Source organism: Microvirga arabica (assembly GCF_016811235.1).
GTDB classification, from domain to species: Bacteria; Pseudomonadota; Alphaproteobacteria; order Rhizobiales; family Beijerinckiaceae; genus Microvirga; species Microvirga arabica.
In genome coordinates, this window is the sequence record NZ_JAFBID010000033.1 from 43221 (window position 1) to 60714 (window position 17494).

The 17494-nt window shown below is 65.2% G+C and carries 16 protein-coding genes; 12 read left to right on the forward strand and 4 right to left on the reverse strand.

Annotated features, from left to right (window positions below; translation table 11 throughout):
- Positions 1-10: 10 nt before the first annotated feature.
- Positions 11-772 carry a hypothetical protein gene (locus JQC81_RS17035; RefSeq protein ID WP_203272980.1) on the reverse strand — a complete coding sequence of 254 codons (762 nt, stop codon included), beginning with the start codon at positions 770-772 and terminating at the stop codon, positions 11-13.
- Positions 773-779: 7 nt separating this feature from the next.
- The gene (locus JQC81_RS17040; RefSeq protein WP_203272981.1) at positions 780-1271 is read right to left on the reverse strand and encodes a glycosyltransferase family 2 protein; all 492 of its coding nucleotides are present in this window, start codon (positions 1269-1271) and stop codon (positions 780-782) included.
- Positions 1272-1395: 124 nt separating this feature from the next.
- Between JQC81_RS17040 and JQC81_RS17045 the strand changes: the two genes are divergently transcribed.
- The 5 genes from JQC81_RS17045 (at position 1396) to JQC81_RS17065 (ending at position 7668) form a co-directional block, all read left to right on the forward strand.
- Positions 1396-2577 (forward strand): PA0069 family radical SAM protein, encoded by a 1182-nt coding sequence (locus JQC81_RS17045; protein WP_203272982.1) that lies wholly within the window; start codon positions 1396-1398, stop codon positions 2575-2577.
- Positions 2578-2738: 161 nt separating this feature from the next.
- Positions 2739-3380 (forward strand): ribonuclease HII, encoded by a 642-nt coding sequence (gene rnhB, locus JQC81_RS17050; RefSeq protein WP_246520489.1) that lies wholly within the window; start codon positions 2739-2741, stop codon positions 3378-3380.
- Between the two features lie 157 nt (positions 3381-3537).
- Positions 3538-4734: a site-specific DNA-methyltransferase gene (locus tag JQC81_RS17055; protein WP_246520490.1), complete on the forward strand. Its 1197-nt coding sequence runs from the start codon at positions 3538-3540 to the stop codon at positions 4732-4734.
- A gap of 148 nt (positions 4735-4882) precedes the next feature.
- A complete protein-coding gene (locus JQC81_RS17060; RefSeq protein ID WP_203272984.1) occupies positions 4883-5860 on the forward strand; it encodes an ABC transporter substrate-binding protein in 978 nt (325 codons plus the stop codon).
- Positions 5857-7668 (forward strand): ABC transporter permease, encoded by a 1812-nt coding sequence (locus tag JQC81_RS17065; protein WP_203272985.1) that lies wholly within the window; start codon positions 5857-5859, stop codon positions 7666-7668. The genes JQC81_RS17060 and JQC81_RS17065 overlap by 4 nt, the downstream gene beginning before the upstream one ends.
- A 50-nt stretch (positions 7669-7718) precedes the next feature.
- On the opposite strand, the gene JQC81_RS17070 is transcribed toward JQC81_RS17065, so the two are convergent.
- Positions 7719-8585, reverse strand: a complete 867-nt coding sequence (locus JQC81_RS17070) for an alpha/beta fold hydrolase (RefSeq protein ID WP_203272986.1) — start codon at positions 8583-8585, stop codon at positions 7719-7721.
- 321 nt (positions 8586-8906) lie between these two features.
- Between JQC81_RS17070 and JQC81_RS17075 the strand changes: the two genes are divergently transcribed.
- Positions 8907-9803 carry a LysR family transcriptional regulator gene (locus tag JQC81_RS17075; protein WP_203272987.1) on the forward strand — a complete coding sequence of 299 codons (897 nt, stop codon included), beginning with the start codon at positions 8907-8909 and terminating at the stop codon, positions 9801-9803.
- 147 nt (positions 9804-9950) lie between these two features.
- On the opposite strand, the gene mutY is transcribed toward JQC81_RS17075, so the two are convergent.
- Complete coding sequence (gene mutY / locus JQC81_RS17080; RefSeq protein WP_203272988.1) at positions 9951-11069, reverse strand: A/G-specific adenine glycosylase; 1119 nt, start codon at positions 11067-11069, stop codon at positions 9951-9953.
- 57 nt (positions 11070-11126) lie between these two features.
- On the opposite strand from mutY, the gene JQC81_RS17085 reads away from it, so the two are divergent.
- The 6 genes from JQC81_RS17085 to JQC81_RS17110 form a co-directional block, all read left to right on the forward strand.
- Positions 11127-11636, forward strand: coding sequence for a DUF721 domain-containing protein (locus JQC81_RS17085; RefSeq protein WP_203272989.1), 510 nt, complete (start codon positions 11127-11129; stop codon positions 11634-11636).
- Between the two features lie 72 nt (positions 11637-11708).
- The gene (locus tag JQC81_RS17090; protein ID WP_203272990.1) at positions 11709-12347 is read left to right on the forward strand and encodes a DsbA family protein; all 639 of its coding nucleotides are present in this window, start codon (positions 11709-11711) and stop codon (positions 12345-12347) included.
- A 45-nt stretch (positions 12348-12392) separates the two neighbouring features.
- A complete protein-coding gene (locus JQC81_RS17095) occupies positions 12393-15851 on the forward strand; it encodes a chromosome segregation SMC family protein (RefSeq protein ID WP_203272991.1) in 3459 nt (1152 codons plus the stop codon).
- A gap of 207 nt (positions 15852-16058) precedes the next feature.
- Complete coding sequence (locus tag JQC81_RS17100; RefSeq protein WP_203272992.1) at positions 16059-16430, forward strand: AtpZ/AtpI family protein; 372 nt, start codon at positions 16059-16061, stop codon at positions 16428-16430.
- Positions 16431-16489: 59 nt separating this feature from the next.
- Entirely contained in the window at positions 16490-17218 is a 729-nt protein-coding gene (locus tag JQC81_RS17105) for a F0F1 ATP synthase subunit A (RefSeq protein WP_203272993.1), read from the forward strand.
- A gap of 56 nt (positions 17219-17274) precedes the next feature.
- Positions 17275-17494, forward strand: a 220-nt coding sequence (locus JQC81_RS17110) for a F0F1 ATP synthase subunit C (RefSeq protein WP_203272994.1), incomplete at its 3' end; no start/stop codon positions are given.

The following is a 17494-nucleotide window of genomic DNA, read 5'->3' on the forward strand; positions in this document are numbered from 1 at the left end:
GTTCTCGGCCTCACACGAGCGACACCGCCTCAGCGATCGTGGAGTCGAGGACAAGATCGTCGCATGCTCCCATGAGCCAGAGGTGATCGACGGTGATTTGCAAAATCGTGCGATCCCACCAGCGATCAATGAGGGACGCGAGCGCCGCCGTCTCTACGGCATCGAGATCGTCTATGAGATTGTAGAGACCGACCACATAGAGATCGGTTTCGCGGCAGCCCAACCTGCGCTGAATGTGCCGGAAGACGTTCTCGCCTTTCCGGTTTTCAGGATAGGCGCGAAGATAAAGCCTTCCGCGATTCACATTGCCGGAGAACAATCCGCGCAGGGCGACATGGACCGGCCCGATCTTGACGAGTTCCTGCCGCTGCATCGGGGAAAGAACAGGCGGCTCTCCGCTCGAGAGCGAGCCGCAGATCGTTGCATGCAGCTTGTCCTTGCGTCTGTCGAGCAGATCCCAGGCGATCTTGTGGGCGAACGGCGCCGCTCTCAGGGCCTCGTTCAACGCGCGATAAGCTGGCGATCCGAACAGCAGATCGCCGGAGATGGGCAGCACGAGAGAAAACACCCTCTCATGCCGGCCCATCACGTAGGACGAGCCCTCCCGCGTCCTGATCACACGCGGATGATCCGGTGCCACGAGCGGCAGATGGGCAAGCCGGTAGGTCTCATCGAGGACGAGCCCTTCGCCGGAGGTGAAGCGCGTCCGGCTGCGCTCGTAGCCGAGTTCGGCATCGTCGCAGAACACGTGTGCAGGCGGAGAATCGTTCATGGGCGGCTCAGCCGAACACCGGATCGCGCTCGATGGTGGCAGAGAGCCGCACGGGCATGCGGGCCCTTACCTCGTTCAGCAGCACCCGGCGGTGAACAAGATCGCCGGCCCGTACCTTCACATCCGCAAACAGATTGGTGAGAGCACGCGCCACGCCTGCCCGCCGACGCCGCATCCGGGCAAGCCCCTGCTCCGGCTTGGACAGGGCCACGAACCGGTCGAGCACCCGGATCCAGCCTTCCTGCGGAATGTCACCATCATCGAGGCACAGGAGCCAGTCGCACCGCGCCGCTCGCGCGCCCTCGGCCCAGGAGCCGCGCTCGGCCACCACAAGGGTTGCGCCGGCGGCATCAGCAACCTTCGCCAAGACTTCGTCCTGCCTGTCCACTAGGATCACGGCATCACCGATCAAGCCTTCGGCCACGGCGGGGACAAGGGCACTCAAGGTGGCGGCCAGGGCCTCGGGCCCGTGGGTCACGCGTACGAGAACGGTAATCATATGAACACTATAGCCCTTCTCCGGCAGTCCGTCGCCAGAACATTTCGGCCGATCCCATCTTGATTTTGTTCCTGTTTTGTTCCTAAACTTGCAGCTTCCGGTAACAGATTCGCCCGAGGCCATCATGAGTGTTCGCGCCAAAGATCATGCCCGCGATCCCCTCCGCTCCAGGCCCGTGAAGCGCACGCCTCTGGAGGCAGCCGAGGCCGCCCGGCGGCGCATGGACGACCCGGCCTACCGGGTCGAGGTGGACCGCCGCCGCGGCCGCGGCGCCTCGGCCAACCCGTCAGGCCGCTACGAGCCGGCGCAGCGCGAGGCCTTCGACGATGGCTGGAGCATCGACGAGGAACTGCCGACACTCCCCACCGAGATGATCGTCGAGAAGCCGCGCACCATCATCACCCGGAACGATTCGCCTGACACCCTGTTCGAGAAGTCGATCAACCCCTATCGCGGCTGCGAGCACGGCTGCTCCTATTGCTTTGCTCGCCCCACCCACGCCTATCAGGGACTGTCCTCGGGCCTCGACTTCGAGACCAAGATCTTCGCCAAGCCCAATGCGGCGGAGTTGCTGGAGAAGGAGCTGCAGTCGCCGAAGTACCAGCCGACTCCCATCGCGCTCGGCTCCAACACCGATCCGTACCAGCCGGTGGAGCGGCGCTTCCGCATCACGCGCTCGATCCTCGAGGTGCTGAACCGGATGCATCACCCAGTCGCCATCGTCACCAAGTCGGCCCTTGTCACCCGCGACATCGACATTTTGGGCCCGATGGCGGAGAGGCAGCTCGCCAAGGTGGCGATCTCTGTCACGACCCTCGACCCGAAGCTCGCCCGCCGCATGGAGCCCCGCGCCGCCACACCGGCCAAGCGGCTCGAGACGATCCGCCGGCTCACCGAGGCAGGCATTCCCGTGACAGTGCTGGTCGCCCCAATCATTCCGGCCATCAACGATCACGAGATCGAGGCCATCCTGAAGGCCTGCGCCGAGGCCGGCGCCCAGGAGGCCGGCTACGTGCTCCTGCGCCTGCCGCATGACCTCAAGGACCTGATGCGCGACTGGCTCGTGGACCATTACCCGGACAAGCTCAATCACGTGTTCACGCTGCTGCAGGAGGCCCGCGGCGGCAAGGATTACGATGCCAACTGGAGCACCCGTCAGTCCGGCATCGGCCCCTATGCCTGGATGCTCGGCCGGAGGTTCGAGACCACGGCCGAGCGGCTGGGGCTCAACAAGCGCAGCCTGCGCCTGAGCACGGACCTGTTCAAGGTGCCCCCGAAGGAGACGGGGCAGCTGAGCTTGTTCTAGGTCTTCTTCGTCATGGCCGGGCTCGTCCCGGCCATCCACGGCTTAAGACGGGTTAATCACGTGGATCCCCCGAACAAGTCCGGGGATGACGGCGCAGGTGTTCACACCGGCGGCATCATGTGCGGATGACAATAACATCTCTGGCAGCTTTGATCCCCGCCATGACTGCCGTGATTCGCCCCTCCAAGTCCTCCGGCCTTGGCCTCGCCCGCGAGCTCGCCGCCCACGCGGAAGGCTACACCTGCATTGCCGGCCTCGACGAGGTCGGGCGCGGGCCTCTCGCCGGGCCGGTGGTGTCGGCGGCCGTGGTGCTCGATCTCGCCAACGTGCCTCAAGGGCTGGCCGATTCGAAGGCGCTCACGGCGGTCAAGCGCGAGGCGCTGTTTGCTGAGATCCTGGCAACGTCACGTGTGGGCATCGCCTCCGTGTCGCATCAGGAGATCGACACGATCAACATCCGGCAGGCCTCGCTGCTCGCCATGTGCCGGGCGCTGGCTGCGCTCCCCTGCACGCCGGATATCGCCTTTGTCGACGGCAACGATCCCCCTGGCCTTCCCTGCGCGACAGAAGCGGTGATCAAAGGTGATTCGAGCATCGCGTCGATCGCCGCGGCCTCAATTGTCGCGAAAGTGATCCGCGACCGCATGATGGCGCGGCTCGGGAATGCTTATCCCGCCTATGGTTTTGCCAGCAATGCGGGCTACAGCACCAAGGCGCATCTCACGGCGGTGGCAAGCGAGGGCCCCTGCCCGTTTCATCGCATGAGTTTCTCGCCCCTGCGCCAAGGGTTACTGGACCTGTAACCTCCCTTAACTTTGATTAACTAAAAAGCTCAATATTTTCAAAGCGTAGGCAAGATTTGCCGATCCAAAATATTTGGATTTTATCGCGTTTGGAAACCTCCTCTTTACCCTATCCGATCATGATCCTGAGTGTCAGTTGCGTAACCGGTGATCACCCATGGGTACCTCGCGTACCGGGGCTGCCGGCGCCGCCTCCCGGATCCATGTCTCGCGTACCGGGCGGTCTGCGCCGGCACCTCGGACGGGGCGTAAAACGCCCCTCTCCGTTCTGCCGCCCTCTCTTCCTCTCAATGAGATCCTTCTCGGCGACTGCATCGCCAATCTCGAGAAGCTCCCCCCTGAGAGCGTGGACGTGGTCTTCGCGGACCCGCCCTACAATCTCCAGCTCGAACAGGCGCTGACGCGCCCGGACCAGAGCCTTGTCGACGCGGTCGACGACGACTGGGACAAGTTCGCGAGCTTTGCCGATTACGACGCGTTCACCCGCGCGTGGCTTCTCGCCGTGCGCCGCGTGATGAAGAAGAACGCGACGCTCTGGGTCATTGGCTCCTACCACAACATCTTCCGCGTGGGTTCGGCCCTGCAGGATCTGAACTTCTGGATCCTGAACGACATCGTGTGGCGCAAGGCCAACCCGATGCCGAACTTCAAGGGACGCCGCTTCACCAATGCGCACGAGACCATGATCTGGGCCTCGAAAAGTGCGGAGTCGAAGGGCTACACCTTCCATTACGATGCGCTGAAAGCCGGCAACGAAGACGTGCAGATGCGCTCGGACTGGTTCATCCCGATCTGCACGGGCGACGAGCGTCTGAAGGACGCTGAAGGACGCAAGGTGCATCCGACCCAGAAGCCGGAAGCCCTTCTTGCGCGCATCCTGCTCTCCTCGTCCAATCCCGGCGACGTGGTGCTCGACCCCTTCTTCGGCTCCGGCACCACGGGGGCGGTCGCCAAGATGCTCGGCCGCAACTTCATCGGCCTCGAGCGCGATTCGACCTATGCCAAGGCGGCGCGCAAGCGCATCGACGCAGTTGAGCCTCTCTCGGACGTGTCGATTGCAGCCGCCCCCGAGAAGCGCACGGAAGTGCGCGTGCCGTTCCTGTCGCTCATCGAAGCCGGGCTCGTCAAAGCCGGCGAGACCCTGGTGGATGAGCGCCGCCGGCACAAGGCGGTGGTGCGGGCCGACGGCACGCTCGCGCTCGGCGCCATCGTCGGGTCGATCCACAAGATTGGTGCACTGACGCAGGGGTTCCCCTCCTGCAACGGGTGGACCTTCTGGAACGTGGAGCGCGGCGGCAAGCTGGTCTCGATCGACGAGTTCCGCGCCAAGGTGCGGGCCGACATGGCGGCCTGACCGCTGCCTGCGACATCGCAAATTCGTGATAGGGCCAGCCACGTGCTGGCCCTTTTCATTTGCCGCGCTAACCTTTCGTCACAGAGGCGTCATCCAACACCGCTAGCGCGGGGAAGCCTTACCGAAAGAGAGGGACTGCCCCGTGTCCATGAAGCGGATTATTCTCCCGATGCTCGTCGCCCTCATGCCTGCCTTCGCGCAGGCGCAGGGTCTTTCCGGCAACCTCGTTCTCTATACGAGCCAGCCCAACACCGATGCGCAGCAGACCATCGACGCCTTCAAGGCGAAGCATCCGGGCGTGAACGTCACTTTCGTCCGTGACGGCACGCCGAAGATCCTCGCGAAGCTGAGCGCCGAGTTCGAGGCCGGCCAGCCTCAGGCGGACGTGCTGCTGATCGCCGACAGCGTCACCATGGAAGGGCTCAAGAAGGAAGGCCGTCTGCTGGCGCATGAAAAGGCCGATGTGTCGGCCTATCCCGCCGGCACCCATGATTCCCAAAACTTCTGGTTTGCCACCAAGCTGATCACCACAGGCATTGCCTACAACACCAAGGCGTCCTTCAAGCCGACCTCCTGGGCGGATCTCGCCAAGCCGGAGGTCAAGGGCCAACTCGTCATGCCGAGCCCTCTCACCTCGGGAGCGGCACTCATCCACGCGGCGACGCTCACGGGCAATCTCGAAGGCGGTTGGAAATACTATGAGGCGCTGAAGGACAACGACGCTGTGGCCGGCGGCGGCAACGGCGACGTGCTCAAGCAGGTGGCCGGCGGGCAGAAGCTCTACGGCGTCATCGTCGACTTCATGCCGATCCGCGAGAAGGCCAAGGGCGCGCCGGTCGAGTTCGTCTTCCCGAAGGAGGGCGTCTCGGCTGTGTCCGAGCCCATCGCCATTCTCAAGACCACGAAGAACGCCGACGCGGCGCGTGCCTTCGTGGACTTCCTGCTCTCCAAGGAGGGTCAGGAGCTGGCGCTGAAGCAGGGCTACATCGCAGCCCACCCGGCCGTGGCGCTGCCGGCCGGCTATCCGTCCCGCGGTGAGATCAAGGTCATGGGCTTCGACGCCGCCAAGGCGGTGGCCGACGAGACCAAGAACAAGGCGACCTTCGCCGACATCTTCGGTCAGTGAGACACCGTACGCACGCCAAGTCATTCCTGGAGCGGGGAGGTCTCGGCCTCCTCGCTCCGATTGCTTTGGCTATCCTGGCTTTCGATCTTCTGCCCGCCGGTCGCCTGCTGCTGACGGCGTTAGCACCCGGCGGTGTATTCGATCCCGACAAGGCACTCGCGGTGCTTGCGAGCCGCTCGGCGGTCCGCGCTACTTGGGCCACGCTGGAGACCGCCTTTTTCTCCACGCTGCTGGCCCTGCCCCTCGGCACTCTCATGGCGCTGGTGCTCGGCGTCACCGACATCCGCGGCCGCCGGTTCGCGTCGTTTCTGTTCGTCCTGTCGCTGATGATATCGCCGCAGGTGATCGCGCTCGCCTTCCTGCATCTTGCCGGTCCCGCCTCCCCGATCCTGAACACCTTGGGACTCGCACCTGAGGCCGGCAGCGCCAACCCGATGCTCGGGCGCCTGGGCATTATTCTCGTGCTAGGACTCCATCATGCGCCCCTTGTCTATGTGATCATGAGCTCGGGCCTAAAGCGCATTCCGCTCGCCGTGGTCGAGGCCGCTCGCATGGATGGCTCGCCGCCGCTCAGGGTCGTGACTGATCATCTCCTGCCGCTTCTGCGGCCGCATCTGATGAGCGCAGGCCTGCTCGCCTTCGTGGCCGGCATCGGCAATTTCGGCATTCCGGCGCTGCTCGGCGCCCCGGTGAACTACCTCACGCTGCCCGTGCTCATCTATCGCCGTCTGTCGAGTTTCGGCACGGACATCCTCGGCGACGTTGCGGCGCTCGGACTGCTCGTGGCGGTCATCGCCATCGTGTGCGTAGCGGCAAGCCAGATCCTGGCCCGCCGGGGCGATGTGCTCCTGGAAGAGGATGCACCGCTCCAGCCGTTCTGGATGCTGGGGCGCGCCGGCGCGGTCGCGGAGACCTTCGTCATTGCGGTGATTGCCGTCACGCTCGTGCTGCCGATGCTGTCGCTCCTGACTGCAGCGCTCGTTCCCTCCTACGGCATGCCGCTGACGCTCTCGACGATCACCTCCGACAACTTCGTCGAGGTTCTGGCACGGCAGGAGGTCACCGTCCGGGCGTTCCTCAATTCGCTGCTTTATGCAGGCGGAGCGGCCTGCCTGCTTGCGTGCTTCGCCATCCCTATGGCCTATGGGCTGGTCAGGCTGATGGGATCGATGAGGATCCCGGCCACGGCCCTGCTCGAGATCTCCTATGTGCTGCCCGGCATCGTGCTTGCCATCGCCTGCATCCTGCTGTTCCTGAAGCCGCTGCCGCTCGTCGGCGTATCGCTCTATGGCACGCCGTGGATCATCGTCTTCGCCTATCTCGCACGCTTTCTCCCGGTGGTGCTCAAGCCCGCGCTCGCCGGCATGACTCAGGTCGATCTTGCGCAGGAGGAGGCCGCAGCCCTTGATGGCGCACGTCTCAGGCGTCGCCTCATGGATGTTATTGTGCCCTCGCTGCTTCCCGCTGCCGTCGCAGGCGGCCTGATGGCGTTCCTGCTCGCCTTCAGCGAGCTCACCGTCTCGGCCCTGCTCTGGTCGGCCGGCACGGAGACCATCGGGGTGGTGCTCTACAATCTCGAGGAGGCAGGGCTCGCGAGCCAAGCCTCGGCGGTCGCCATCGTGATCGTGGCCGTCATCACCCTCGCCATGCTGGCGCTGAATGCCCTGGGCCGACACCTTCCTGCGGGCACCTTGCCTTGGCATATCGAGGGAGAGGGCGCAGCAGCCTCAGCCCGCAGGCCAAACCAGGCACTCATTCGCCCAGGAACGATCACTCAGGTTGAGCCGAGGCCGGCCCTGAGCGCTTAAGGTGCGAGCATCATGGCCGAGCAACCCGGCCATGATGCATTTTCAGACCATCACCGCGCTGAAAGCCACTGCAGCAGCTCTGCGTCGAAGAGATCGCTCTCCTCGAAGGGCGGCGTGTGTCCGCTCTTTTCGAAGACGCGAACGGTCAGGTCCCTGAACTGCTCCCGATACGGCGCCCACATCGCGTATGGAGCCACGAGATAGTCGTAGCGACCAAGCCCCAGGAAAACCGGCACGTCGAGATGCTCCAGCCCTCGCGCAATATCGATGTCGCGGAAGGCCTCGCCCCAGAGATGGTCGAAGACCGGCATGTTCACGTGAACTCCGTCCCACAGGGGCGCGGCGTCGAAGGTGTGATCGTACCAGCTTCGCGCGCCCATCCTCACGCAGAAGGTGACGAAGCGCCTGTCGGGCGCGGCTTCGATCTCCGCCGGCAGCCCGGCGAGGTCGGCATCGAGTCTCGCCTTGCGCTCCGGGCAGACGGATTCCTGCCAGTACTGCTCCGTCGCGGCCTGGTGCGTGACGCTGTGGCTCGGACCGGTGGCGATCATCACTACATGGGATACATGTTGTGAATAGCGCTTGGCGTATTCCAGCGCCATGTATCCATGGCCGGAATGGCCGACGATGATCACCTTCTCCAAGCCGAGGTGCCGCCGCACGAGATCGATGTCGTCGAGCACGACATTCAGCGTGTAATCGGAGGCGGTGTATGCGTCCGTCGGCTGCGCGAAGCCGCGATGATCGGCGAAGATCAGCTTCATTGACTGCCGAAGGTTCTGCGAGAAGACGCGCGGGTAATACACCGCGCTGCCGATCACGAGAGCGGGCTTCCCCTCGCCCTCGATGGAATAGGCCAGTTCGAACGGGCCCGAGTGGATGGTTCCGCGCGAGACGGCGCGATTGCTGTCAGACATGATGATCCCTTCATCCATGCGTGATGATCCGGCCGAAACGGGCGTTTCGGCGCAAACAAGTCGTGGCTCCTCGGCCACGAGGGTTTGACGGATCGCGTCGCTAACGGATGAGGCGCATGGGGGATGTCCTTCGATGTCGGGCGGCCTTTCTCGCTCAAACGGGAAGATTTGTGAAGGCCCCGGCTCTCCTTCAAAACTGAAGAGGTCTCCCATGCGCCTGACGGGCTGCGGGTTGATGTGCCTTGGGCGATGGTGTGGACACCTTCCAAGGCTGGAACATTCCCCTATGCCTAACCCGGTTCAGCGCTTTAGCATCCTCACATGGCTCCTTCGTCTCTCGACCCCTTCCGCCTCGCCCTCACCGAACCGTCCTGGGACGACCTTCGGATCTTTCTCGCCGTGGTGGCTCATGGATCGATGAACAGCGCCGCCAAGGCGCTGGGCCAGAGCCAGCCGACTATCGCCCGGCGCATCAAGGTGCTGGAGGAAACCTTCGGACTTACCCTCTTTCAGCGCGGCCCCAACAATCTCGAGCTGACGGAAGCCGGGCACGCCGTTCTCGAAGCGGCCGCTCCCATGGGCGAGGCCGCCGCCATCGTGTCCCGCACCGCCGCGGCCTACCGGCCCGACCCCGACGCTCCCGTGCGCGTCACCGCGACCGCCTCGGTCACCCTGTTCCTGTCGCTTCACGCGGCGGAATTGCACGAGGCCGCAGCACCCGTGGAGATCGCCTATATCCCAACCCGGCAACGGCTCGATCTCGCCTCAGGCGAAGCCGATATCGGGCTGCGCATGCGCACCCTGCCGGAGGGCACGGACGATCTCGTGGCCCGCAAGATCGGCCAGATCGCCTTTGCCATCTATGCCCGTGACGAAAACCCCACAGCCGTCATCGCCCCGCCGGAGGATCCGACCCTGTCGCGGCAAGCCGCCTATGTGGCCGAGTTCGCGCAAGGCCGCACCATCGCGGCCCGCATCGGCGACATGCCGATCCGCTATCAGGCTGCCAAGGCAGGACTAGGCGCGGCCTTCCTCCCCTGCTGGCTCGGCGACTCCGACCCTGACCTCGTCCAGGTGATGAAGCCCGAGGGCGACCTGATCGAGGATGTTTTCCTCGTCATGCACCGCCGCAGCCGCAACCGCCCCAACGTGACGCGGGTGGCGAATGCGCTCGCGACGCTGTTCAAACGTAATCAGAAGGCGCTAGTAGGCGGGTGAATTTGCACAATACAAACCTCATCCTGAGGAGCCGCTGAAAGCGGCGTCTCGAAGGAGGCTCCAGCAGACACTAGAGACGCCTCGCCCTTCGCAACGGTACTGACGCACCTCCTCAGGATGAGGCTGTGAGTGAGCCTTGCGGGTGGCTTAGGTGCCCTTCGCCTGCTTCTGCCCCGACGCTTTCGCCTTCGCACCCGGCAACTCGCCAAGCGCATGCGCCAGCACCTTCTTCATTGCGCCGGGCAGCGCCTCCTCGTGCAGTTGCAGGCGTGGCGTCCAGCGCATGTCGTCCGGGGCGGGCGTGCCCTTCGCCACCTTGGCGAAAAGCACCGTCAGCTCCAGGGGAAAGTGGGTGAAGACGTGACGCACCGTGCCCGGCAGGCGCTGCCAGCGCGCCTCGATGGGGGCGTCGAGCACGGCGCGGGAGGGCTCGTAATCCGGCACCCACTCGCTCGTCGGCGGCTCGACCATGCCGCCGAGAAGACCGGTCGGCGGCCGCGTGCGCAGCAGGATCGTATCGTCAGCGCGCAGAACCACGAAGGCCGCGCCTTTGCGCAATTGCCCGGCCTCCTTCTTCTGCTTTTTCGGAAAGGTCTCCTGCAGGCCCTCGGCCCGGGCCCGGCAAGGCACCATCCAGGGACAGAGCGCACAGGCTGGGCGCTTGGGCGTGCAGATGGTGGCGCCGAGATCCATCACGGCTTGGGCGAAGTCGCCCGGACGATCCTCCGGCACCAGCTCTTCGGTCAGGGAGCGAATGAGAGGCTTGGCCTTCGGCAGCGGCTCTTCGACCATGAACACGCGGGACATGACCCGCTCCACATTGCCGTCCACCGCCGCGGCCTTCTCGTTGAAGGCGATGGCCGCGACCGCTGCTGCCGTATAGGCACCTATGCCGGGAAGCTTCAGGAGTTCGGCCTCAGTCGCCGGAAATTTTCCGCCGTGCTTGTCTACAACTGCCTTGGCGCAGGCATGGAGATTGCGGGCGCGGGAATAGTAGCCGAGCCCGGCCCAGGCGTGCATCACGGCATCCGAAGGCGCTTCCGCGAGGGCTTCGACCGTGGGGAAGCGCTCCAGGAACTTCAGATAATAGGGCTTGACCGCCGCGACCGTCGTCTGCTGCAGCATGATCTCGGACAGCCAGACGCGATAAGGGTTTGCGGTCTCGCCTGGCTTGGCGCGCCACGGCAGGTCGCGCCGGTGACGATCGTACCAGACGAGAAGATCCTGCGGGTCGGGCTTGGTCGCGCTCGAAGCGGGCGTTAACATGGGCTTTGGAATAGCGTTCTATACCGAATATTCCAACGCGGCTTTTGGACATTCAACATGAGACGACCGCGGCCCCTCGCCCGCCCGCTTGCCGAGTTCCTCGACGTCTGTCTGTCCCCCAGCCTGGCGGCGCAGGGCTTTGCCACGTCGGACATCATCATGGCCTGGCCCGAGATCGTCGGCGAGCGGCTGGCCGCCTTCACCCAGCCGCTCAAGATCGAGTGGAAACGCAAAGCCCCCCATGCGGATCCGGAGACGCGGCCGGACCCTGCGACCCTGGTGATCCGGGTGGAGAGCGCCTTTGGCCTCGAGCTCCAGCACATGGCCCCCACCGTCATCGACCGGGTGAACACCTATTACGGCTGGCGCTGCATCGGGAAGGTCGTGCTGAAACAAGGGCCGGTTCGGCGGGTTGAGAAGAAGCGCCCGGCTCCTCCAGCCCTCACCCCGGCAGACCGGGAGAAGGTCGACAGGGCCGTTCAGCCCATCGAGGAGGAGGGTCTCAAGGCGGCCCTCGACCGGCTGGGCCAGGCGATCGTCAGCTCCGGTTCACGCACGAAAGCGTGACATGGCCGGAACTTGCCTCTTGAGGCAAGGCATTCTACCGCAGACAGAAATCCCTTCAGGAGTTCCATTACGATGATCACCCGGCGTCAGACGCTTCAGCTTCTCGGAACCGCAGCCGTTGCGGCCTATTTCGCCACCAGCCTGCCGGCCCTCGCCCAGAACGTGTCCGCATCCGATCTCGCGGTCCAGGGACCGCTGGGCGATGTGGCCCTGGGGCCTGAGAACGCCAAGGTGACGATCATCGAGTACGCCTCGCTCACCTGCTCCCATTGCGCCAATTTCCACAAGACCACCTGGCCGGAGCTGAAGAAGCGCTACATCGACACCGGCAAGGTGCGCTTCGTCCTGCGCGAGTTCCCTCTCGACCCGCTCGCCACCGCCGGCTTCATGCTCGCCCGCTGCGACAGCGCCGACAAGTATTACCCGATCACGGACCTGCTGTTCGAGCAGCAGCGGAACTGGGCTTTCACCGACAAGCCTCTCGACGCCCTGCGCGGCCTGATGCGCCAGGCCGGTTTTTCACAGGAAAAATTTGACGCTTGCCTCAAGGACCAGAAACTATATGACGCAGTCAACGCGGTGAAGAACCGGGGTATGGAGCAGTTCCGTGTGGACTCCACGCCCACTTTCTTCATCAATGGCCAGCGTCATCCTGGAAGCCTGTCGATCGATGAGATTGAAAAGGTCATCAAGCCGATCCTGGGAGAGTAAGCTCTCCTCCCCTGCCCCCCTGGGGCGGGACGGGAAGGCGCGTCCATGAAGCTGACGCGCCTTCGCATTGCAGGCTTTAAGACCTTCGTCGAGCCCACCGACTTCCTGATCGAGCCGGGCCTGACCGGCGTAGTCGGGCCGAACGGCTGCGGCAAGTCCAACCTCGTCGAGGCCCTGCGCTGGGTCATGGGGGAGAACTCCTTCAAGAACATGCGCGCCACGGGGATGGACGACGTCATCTTCTCCGGCTCCGGCGGCCGCCCGGCCCGCAACTGGGCCGAGGTGATGCTCACCATCGACAATGCAGAGCGCACGGCGCCCGCCGCCTTCAACGATACGGACCTGCTGGAAATCTCGCGCAAGATCGAGCGCGAGGAAGGCTCGACCTACCGGGTCAACGGCAAGGAAGTGCGCGCCCGCGACGTGCAGATCCTGTTCGCCGACGCCGCCACCGGGTCCCGCTCGCCCGCGCTGGTGCGCCAAGGTCAGATCAGCGAGATCATCTCGGCCAAGCCCCAGGCCCGCCGCCGCATCCTCGAAGACGCCGCCGGCATCGCGGGTCTCCATGCCCGTCGCCATGAAGCGGAACTGCGGCTGAAGGCCGCCGAGGACAATCTGGTTCGCGTCGAGGACGTGACCCGCGAGCTGGAAAGCCAGATCGAGAGCCTGAAGCGCCAGGGCCGCCAGGCCTCCCGCTACAAGAACCTCTCGGCCGAGATCCGCCGGCTTGAAGCCCTGATGTACGCCATCAGCTTCTCCGAGGCGCGGGAGCAGGCAGCCACGGCCGAACGCCAGGTCGCGGACGCCCTGAAGGCCGTGGCCGATGCCACTGAGGAGCAGACCCGCGCGGCCACCGCCCAGGCGGTTGCCGCCCATGCCTTGCCCGGCCTGCGCCAGGAGGAAGCCGCCGCTGCGGCTGCCCTGCAGCGCCTGACCCATGCCCGCAACGAGCTCGAATCGGAGGAGCGCCGCTCCAAGGATCGCGTCACTGAGCTCGAACGCCATATCGGCGACCTCAACCGCGACCTCGCCCGCGAGGCCGCCCAGCGCACGGATGCCGAGGCGACCATCGAACGCCTCCAGTCCGAAGCGGCCGAGATTGCGCTCACCACCGACGGGGCAGACGATGCCCGCGCCGAGGCTGAGGAGCGCCTTCAGGCCGCCGAGGCCGAGCTGCACGAGGCTGAGGCCGCTCTGGGGGCTCTTCAGGCCCAGACCTCCGACCTCAACGCCCGCCGCGCCGCTCTGGAGCGCGCCGTGCGCGAGGAGATGGAGCGCGCCGCCCGCTTCCGGTCCGAGAAGGAGCGGCTTGAGCGCGAGATTGCGGCCCTCTCCGGCGCGACCGAGGACGGTCCCTCCCTCGACGATCTCCGCGAGGAGATGGCGATTGCCGAGGAGAGCGCCCAATCGGCCGAAGAGGCCGTGATCGAGGCGCGCGAGACCCTCTCGGCCGCCCGCGAGGCCGAGAACCGCCTGCGCCAGCCCCTCAACGAGGCCGAACGCAAGGCGCAGCGGCTTGAGACCGAAGCGCTGACGCTGGCAAAGCTCGTGACCTCCGCCACCGGCGACCTGTGGCCCCCGGCCCTCGACCAGATCACGGTCGAGAAGGGCTACGAGACGGCTCTTGGCGCCGCGCTCGGCGACGATCTCGAAGCCTCGACCAATCCTTCGGCTCCGGCCCATTGGGAAATGACCGGCGCCGGCGAAGGTGACCCCTACCTGCCGAGCGGCGTCCGTTCCCTGGCCGATCTTGCCCGCGCTCCGGCCGAGCTGCAGCGCCGCCTGCGCCAGATCGGCGTGGTCAGCCGGGCCGACGGCCTTCGCCTGCGCGCGCTTCTCAAGCCCGGCCAGCGGCTGGTCTCGCAGGAAGGCGACGTATGGCGCTGGGACGGTTTTACCAATGCCGCGGAAGCGCCCTCCCCGGCGGCCCGGCGGCTTGCGGAAAAGAACCGCCTCGGCGACCTGGAGCGCGAGGCGGAGGAAGCCCGCGAGCAGGCCGAGCACCTGCGGCACGAGGCGGAAGCGGCCCTCGAGGCTGTCCGCCGAGCCGCATCCCATGAAATGCAGGCCATCGAGGCCGCGCGTCAGGCCCGTCAGGCGCTCGACGCAGCCCGGACCCGTCTGACGGCTGTCGAGCGCAAGGAAGCCGAACGCGGCCAGCGCCGCTCGGCTCTGCAGGAAGGTCTGACGCGATTCTCCGAGAGCGAGGCGGAAGCGCTGGAGCGGGTGCAGGATGCCGAAGGCGCCCTGCAGGACCTCGCCCCGGCTCCCGATCTTGAAAGCCGCCTGCTCGAGGAACGCACCCGCGTGGCCGAGCGCCGGGCGGCCGCCTCCGAGGCGCGGGCTGCCCTGCAATCGCTCATGCATGAGGCCGAGCTGCGCCGCCGGCGGCAGGGCGCCCTTGCAGCCGATATCCGCCTGTGGACCGAGCGCGCCGCCCGCGCTGCCAAGGCCTTCGAAGATCTGGGCGAGCGTTTGGAGCGGGCGCAGGACGAGCACCAGCGCCTTCTCGAGGCTCCCGACACCTATCTCCAGCGCCGCCGCGCCCTCATCGCCGAGGTCGAAGAGGCTGAGGCAAAGCGCAAGGAAGCGGCCGACCGGCTCGCGGATGCGGAGACGGGCCTCGCCGAGACGGACCGCACCGCCCGTGCCGCCCTTGAGGCGCTCTCGGCTGCCCGCGAATCCCGTGCGGGCTCACAGGCCCGGCACGAAGCCGCCGTGGCGCGCCTCGCCGAGATCACCCACAATATCGCGGAAAACCTTGAGACGACCCCGGCCGGGCTCATCGAGCTCGCAGGCCTGAAAGAGGCGACCGAACTTCCGCCGCATGCGGAGATCGAATCGAAGCTCCACTCCCTCAAGCACGACCGGGAGCGCCTCGGCGCCGTGAACCTGCGCGCCGATGAGGAACTCTCGGAGCTTGAAACCAAGTACAACAGCATCGCCGGCGAGCGGGACGATCTCGTCGAGGCCATCAAGCGCCTGCGCCAAGCCATCGGCAGCCTCAACCGCGAGGGCCGCGAGCGACTGCTCGCCGCCTTCGACGTGGTGAACGAGCATTTCAAGCGCCTCTTCACCACCCTGTTCGGCGGTGGCACGGCCGAGCTGACCCTGGTCGATTCGGACGATCCGTTGGAGGCTGGCCTCGAAATCCTCGCCCGCCCGCCCGGCAAGAAGCCCCAGAGCATGACCCTGCTCTCCGGCGGCGAGCAGGCGCTCACCGCCACGGCGCTGATCTTCGCCGTGTTCCTCACCAACCCCTCGCCGATATGCGTGCTCGACGAGGTGGACGCGCCCCTCGACGACGCCAATGTGGAGCGCTACTGCGCCCTTCTGGAGGACATGGCCCGCCAGACCGAGACGCGTTTTGTGGTCATCACCCACAACCCGATCACCATGGCCCGGATGGACCGCCTCTTCGGCGTCACCATGGCCGAGCGCGGCGTCTCGCAGCTGGTCTCCGTCGACCTTCAGAGCGCCGAGCGCATTCTTGAGGTAGCCTAAGGTTTTGGGGCCCTGCCATGCTTCGGCCCTAAAAACATGTGCGCTTTCCGCCTCAGGCTGCGCAAAACCGGGCATAATGCAAGAATATCAATAGCTTAGTTCTTTTCAGACGGTTCTTGACAGGGGTGAACCCCGCTCATATGGTGCGCCCGGCTTTCGGGGCTGGTTTTCCAGGCATTTTCCCGCAACGCTTCACAGGAGATCGCAGTGGCGGACCCTCACGAGCGGAACGGTGGAAATGAGCGGGAACCGAGCAGCGCCGATGATGCCGACCTGTCAGCGAGACTGAAATCGCTCGATGCACGGATCTCTCAAGCATCCGTACAACGAGCCGAGTCGGAACCTCGCGCCCGCCCGACGTCCAATTCCACTGCTCTTGGCCAAGCCTTCAGGCTCTCGGCCGAATTCGTTGCAGGAGTTGCGGCCGGCGGGATCCTGGGTTGGATCGTCGACTACCTGTTCGGATCTTCCCCTTGGGGTCTGATCGTTTGTCTGATACTCGGCTTCTGCGCCGGGATGCTCAATCTGATGCGAGCAGCCGGGGTGGTCAAACCCGCCCGGTATGAAGACAAGCGGTAACGGACCTCGACTTCGAACGCCGTACGGCATTGGCAACAGCGAACTTTTGAGAGCGGATCATGGCGAGCCCGATCGAACAATTCCAGATCAAGCCCATCATCCCGGTCATCAACTTCACCAATTCGTCCGCCTTCATGATCGGCGCTGCCGCCGTGATCGTGGGCGGCCTTCTCTACGCCACCCGCAAGCGCGCCGTCGTTCCGGGCCGCGCTCAGTCGGTCGCCGAGGTGCTGCATGACTTCGTGGCGAACACCCTGGTCGATGCCACCGGCAAGGAGGGGATGAAATTCTTCCCCCTCGTGTTCTCGCTCTTCATGTTCGTGCTGACCGCAAACCTGCTCGGCATGATTCCCGGCTTCTTCACGGTCACCAGCCACATCATCGTCACCTTCGCGCTCGCAATGTTGGTGATCGGCACCGTGGTGATCTACGGCTTCGTCAAGCACGGCACCCATTTCCTCGGCCTCTTCGTGCCGTCGGGCGTGCCGGCCTGGCTTCTGCCCTTCATCGTGGTGATCGAGCTGATTTCCTTCCTGTCCCGCCCGATCTCGCTGTCCCTGCGTCTTTTCGCGAACATGCTCGCGGGACACATCGCGCTGAAGGTCTTCGCAGGCTTCGTGGTCAGCCTCCTGGCGGCCGGCGGCGCTCTGACGATCCTCGCTCCGCTGCCGCTCCTCATGGCGGTTGCTCTCATGGCGCTCGAGTTCCTCGTCGCCGCCCTGCAGGCCTACGTCTTCACGGTGTTGACCTGCATCTACCTGAACGACGCGCTGCACCCGGGGCACTAGGTCTGCGCTGAGTTAACCTTCCCTCCCGATCACAGTATATCCCCAAGGAGATCACAATGGATCCGATCGCTTTCAAGTTCCTCGGCGCGGGCCTCGCCTGCATTGGCATGGGCCTCGCCGCCATGGGCGTCGGCAACATCTTCGGTAACTTCCTCTCGGGCGCCCTGCGCAACCCGTCGGCGGCCGACAGCCAGTTCGCCCGCGCCTTCATCGGCGCGGCGCTCGCGGAAGGTCTCGGCATCTTCTGCCTCGTCGTCGCTCTCGTTCTGCTCTTCA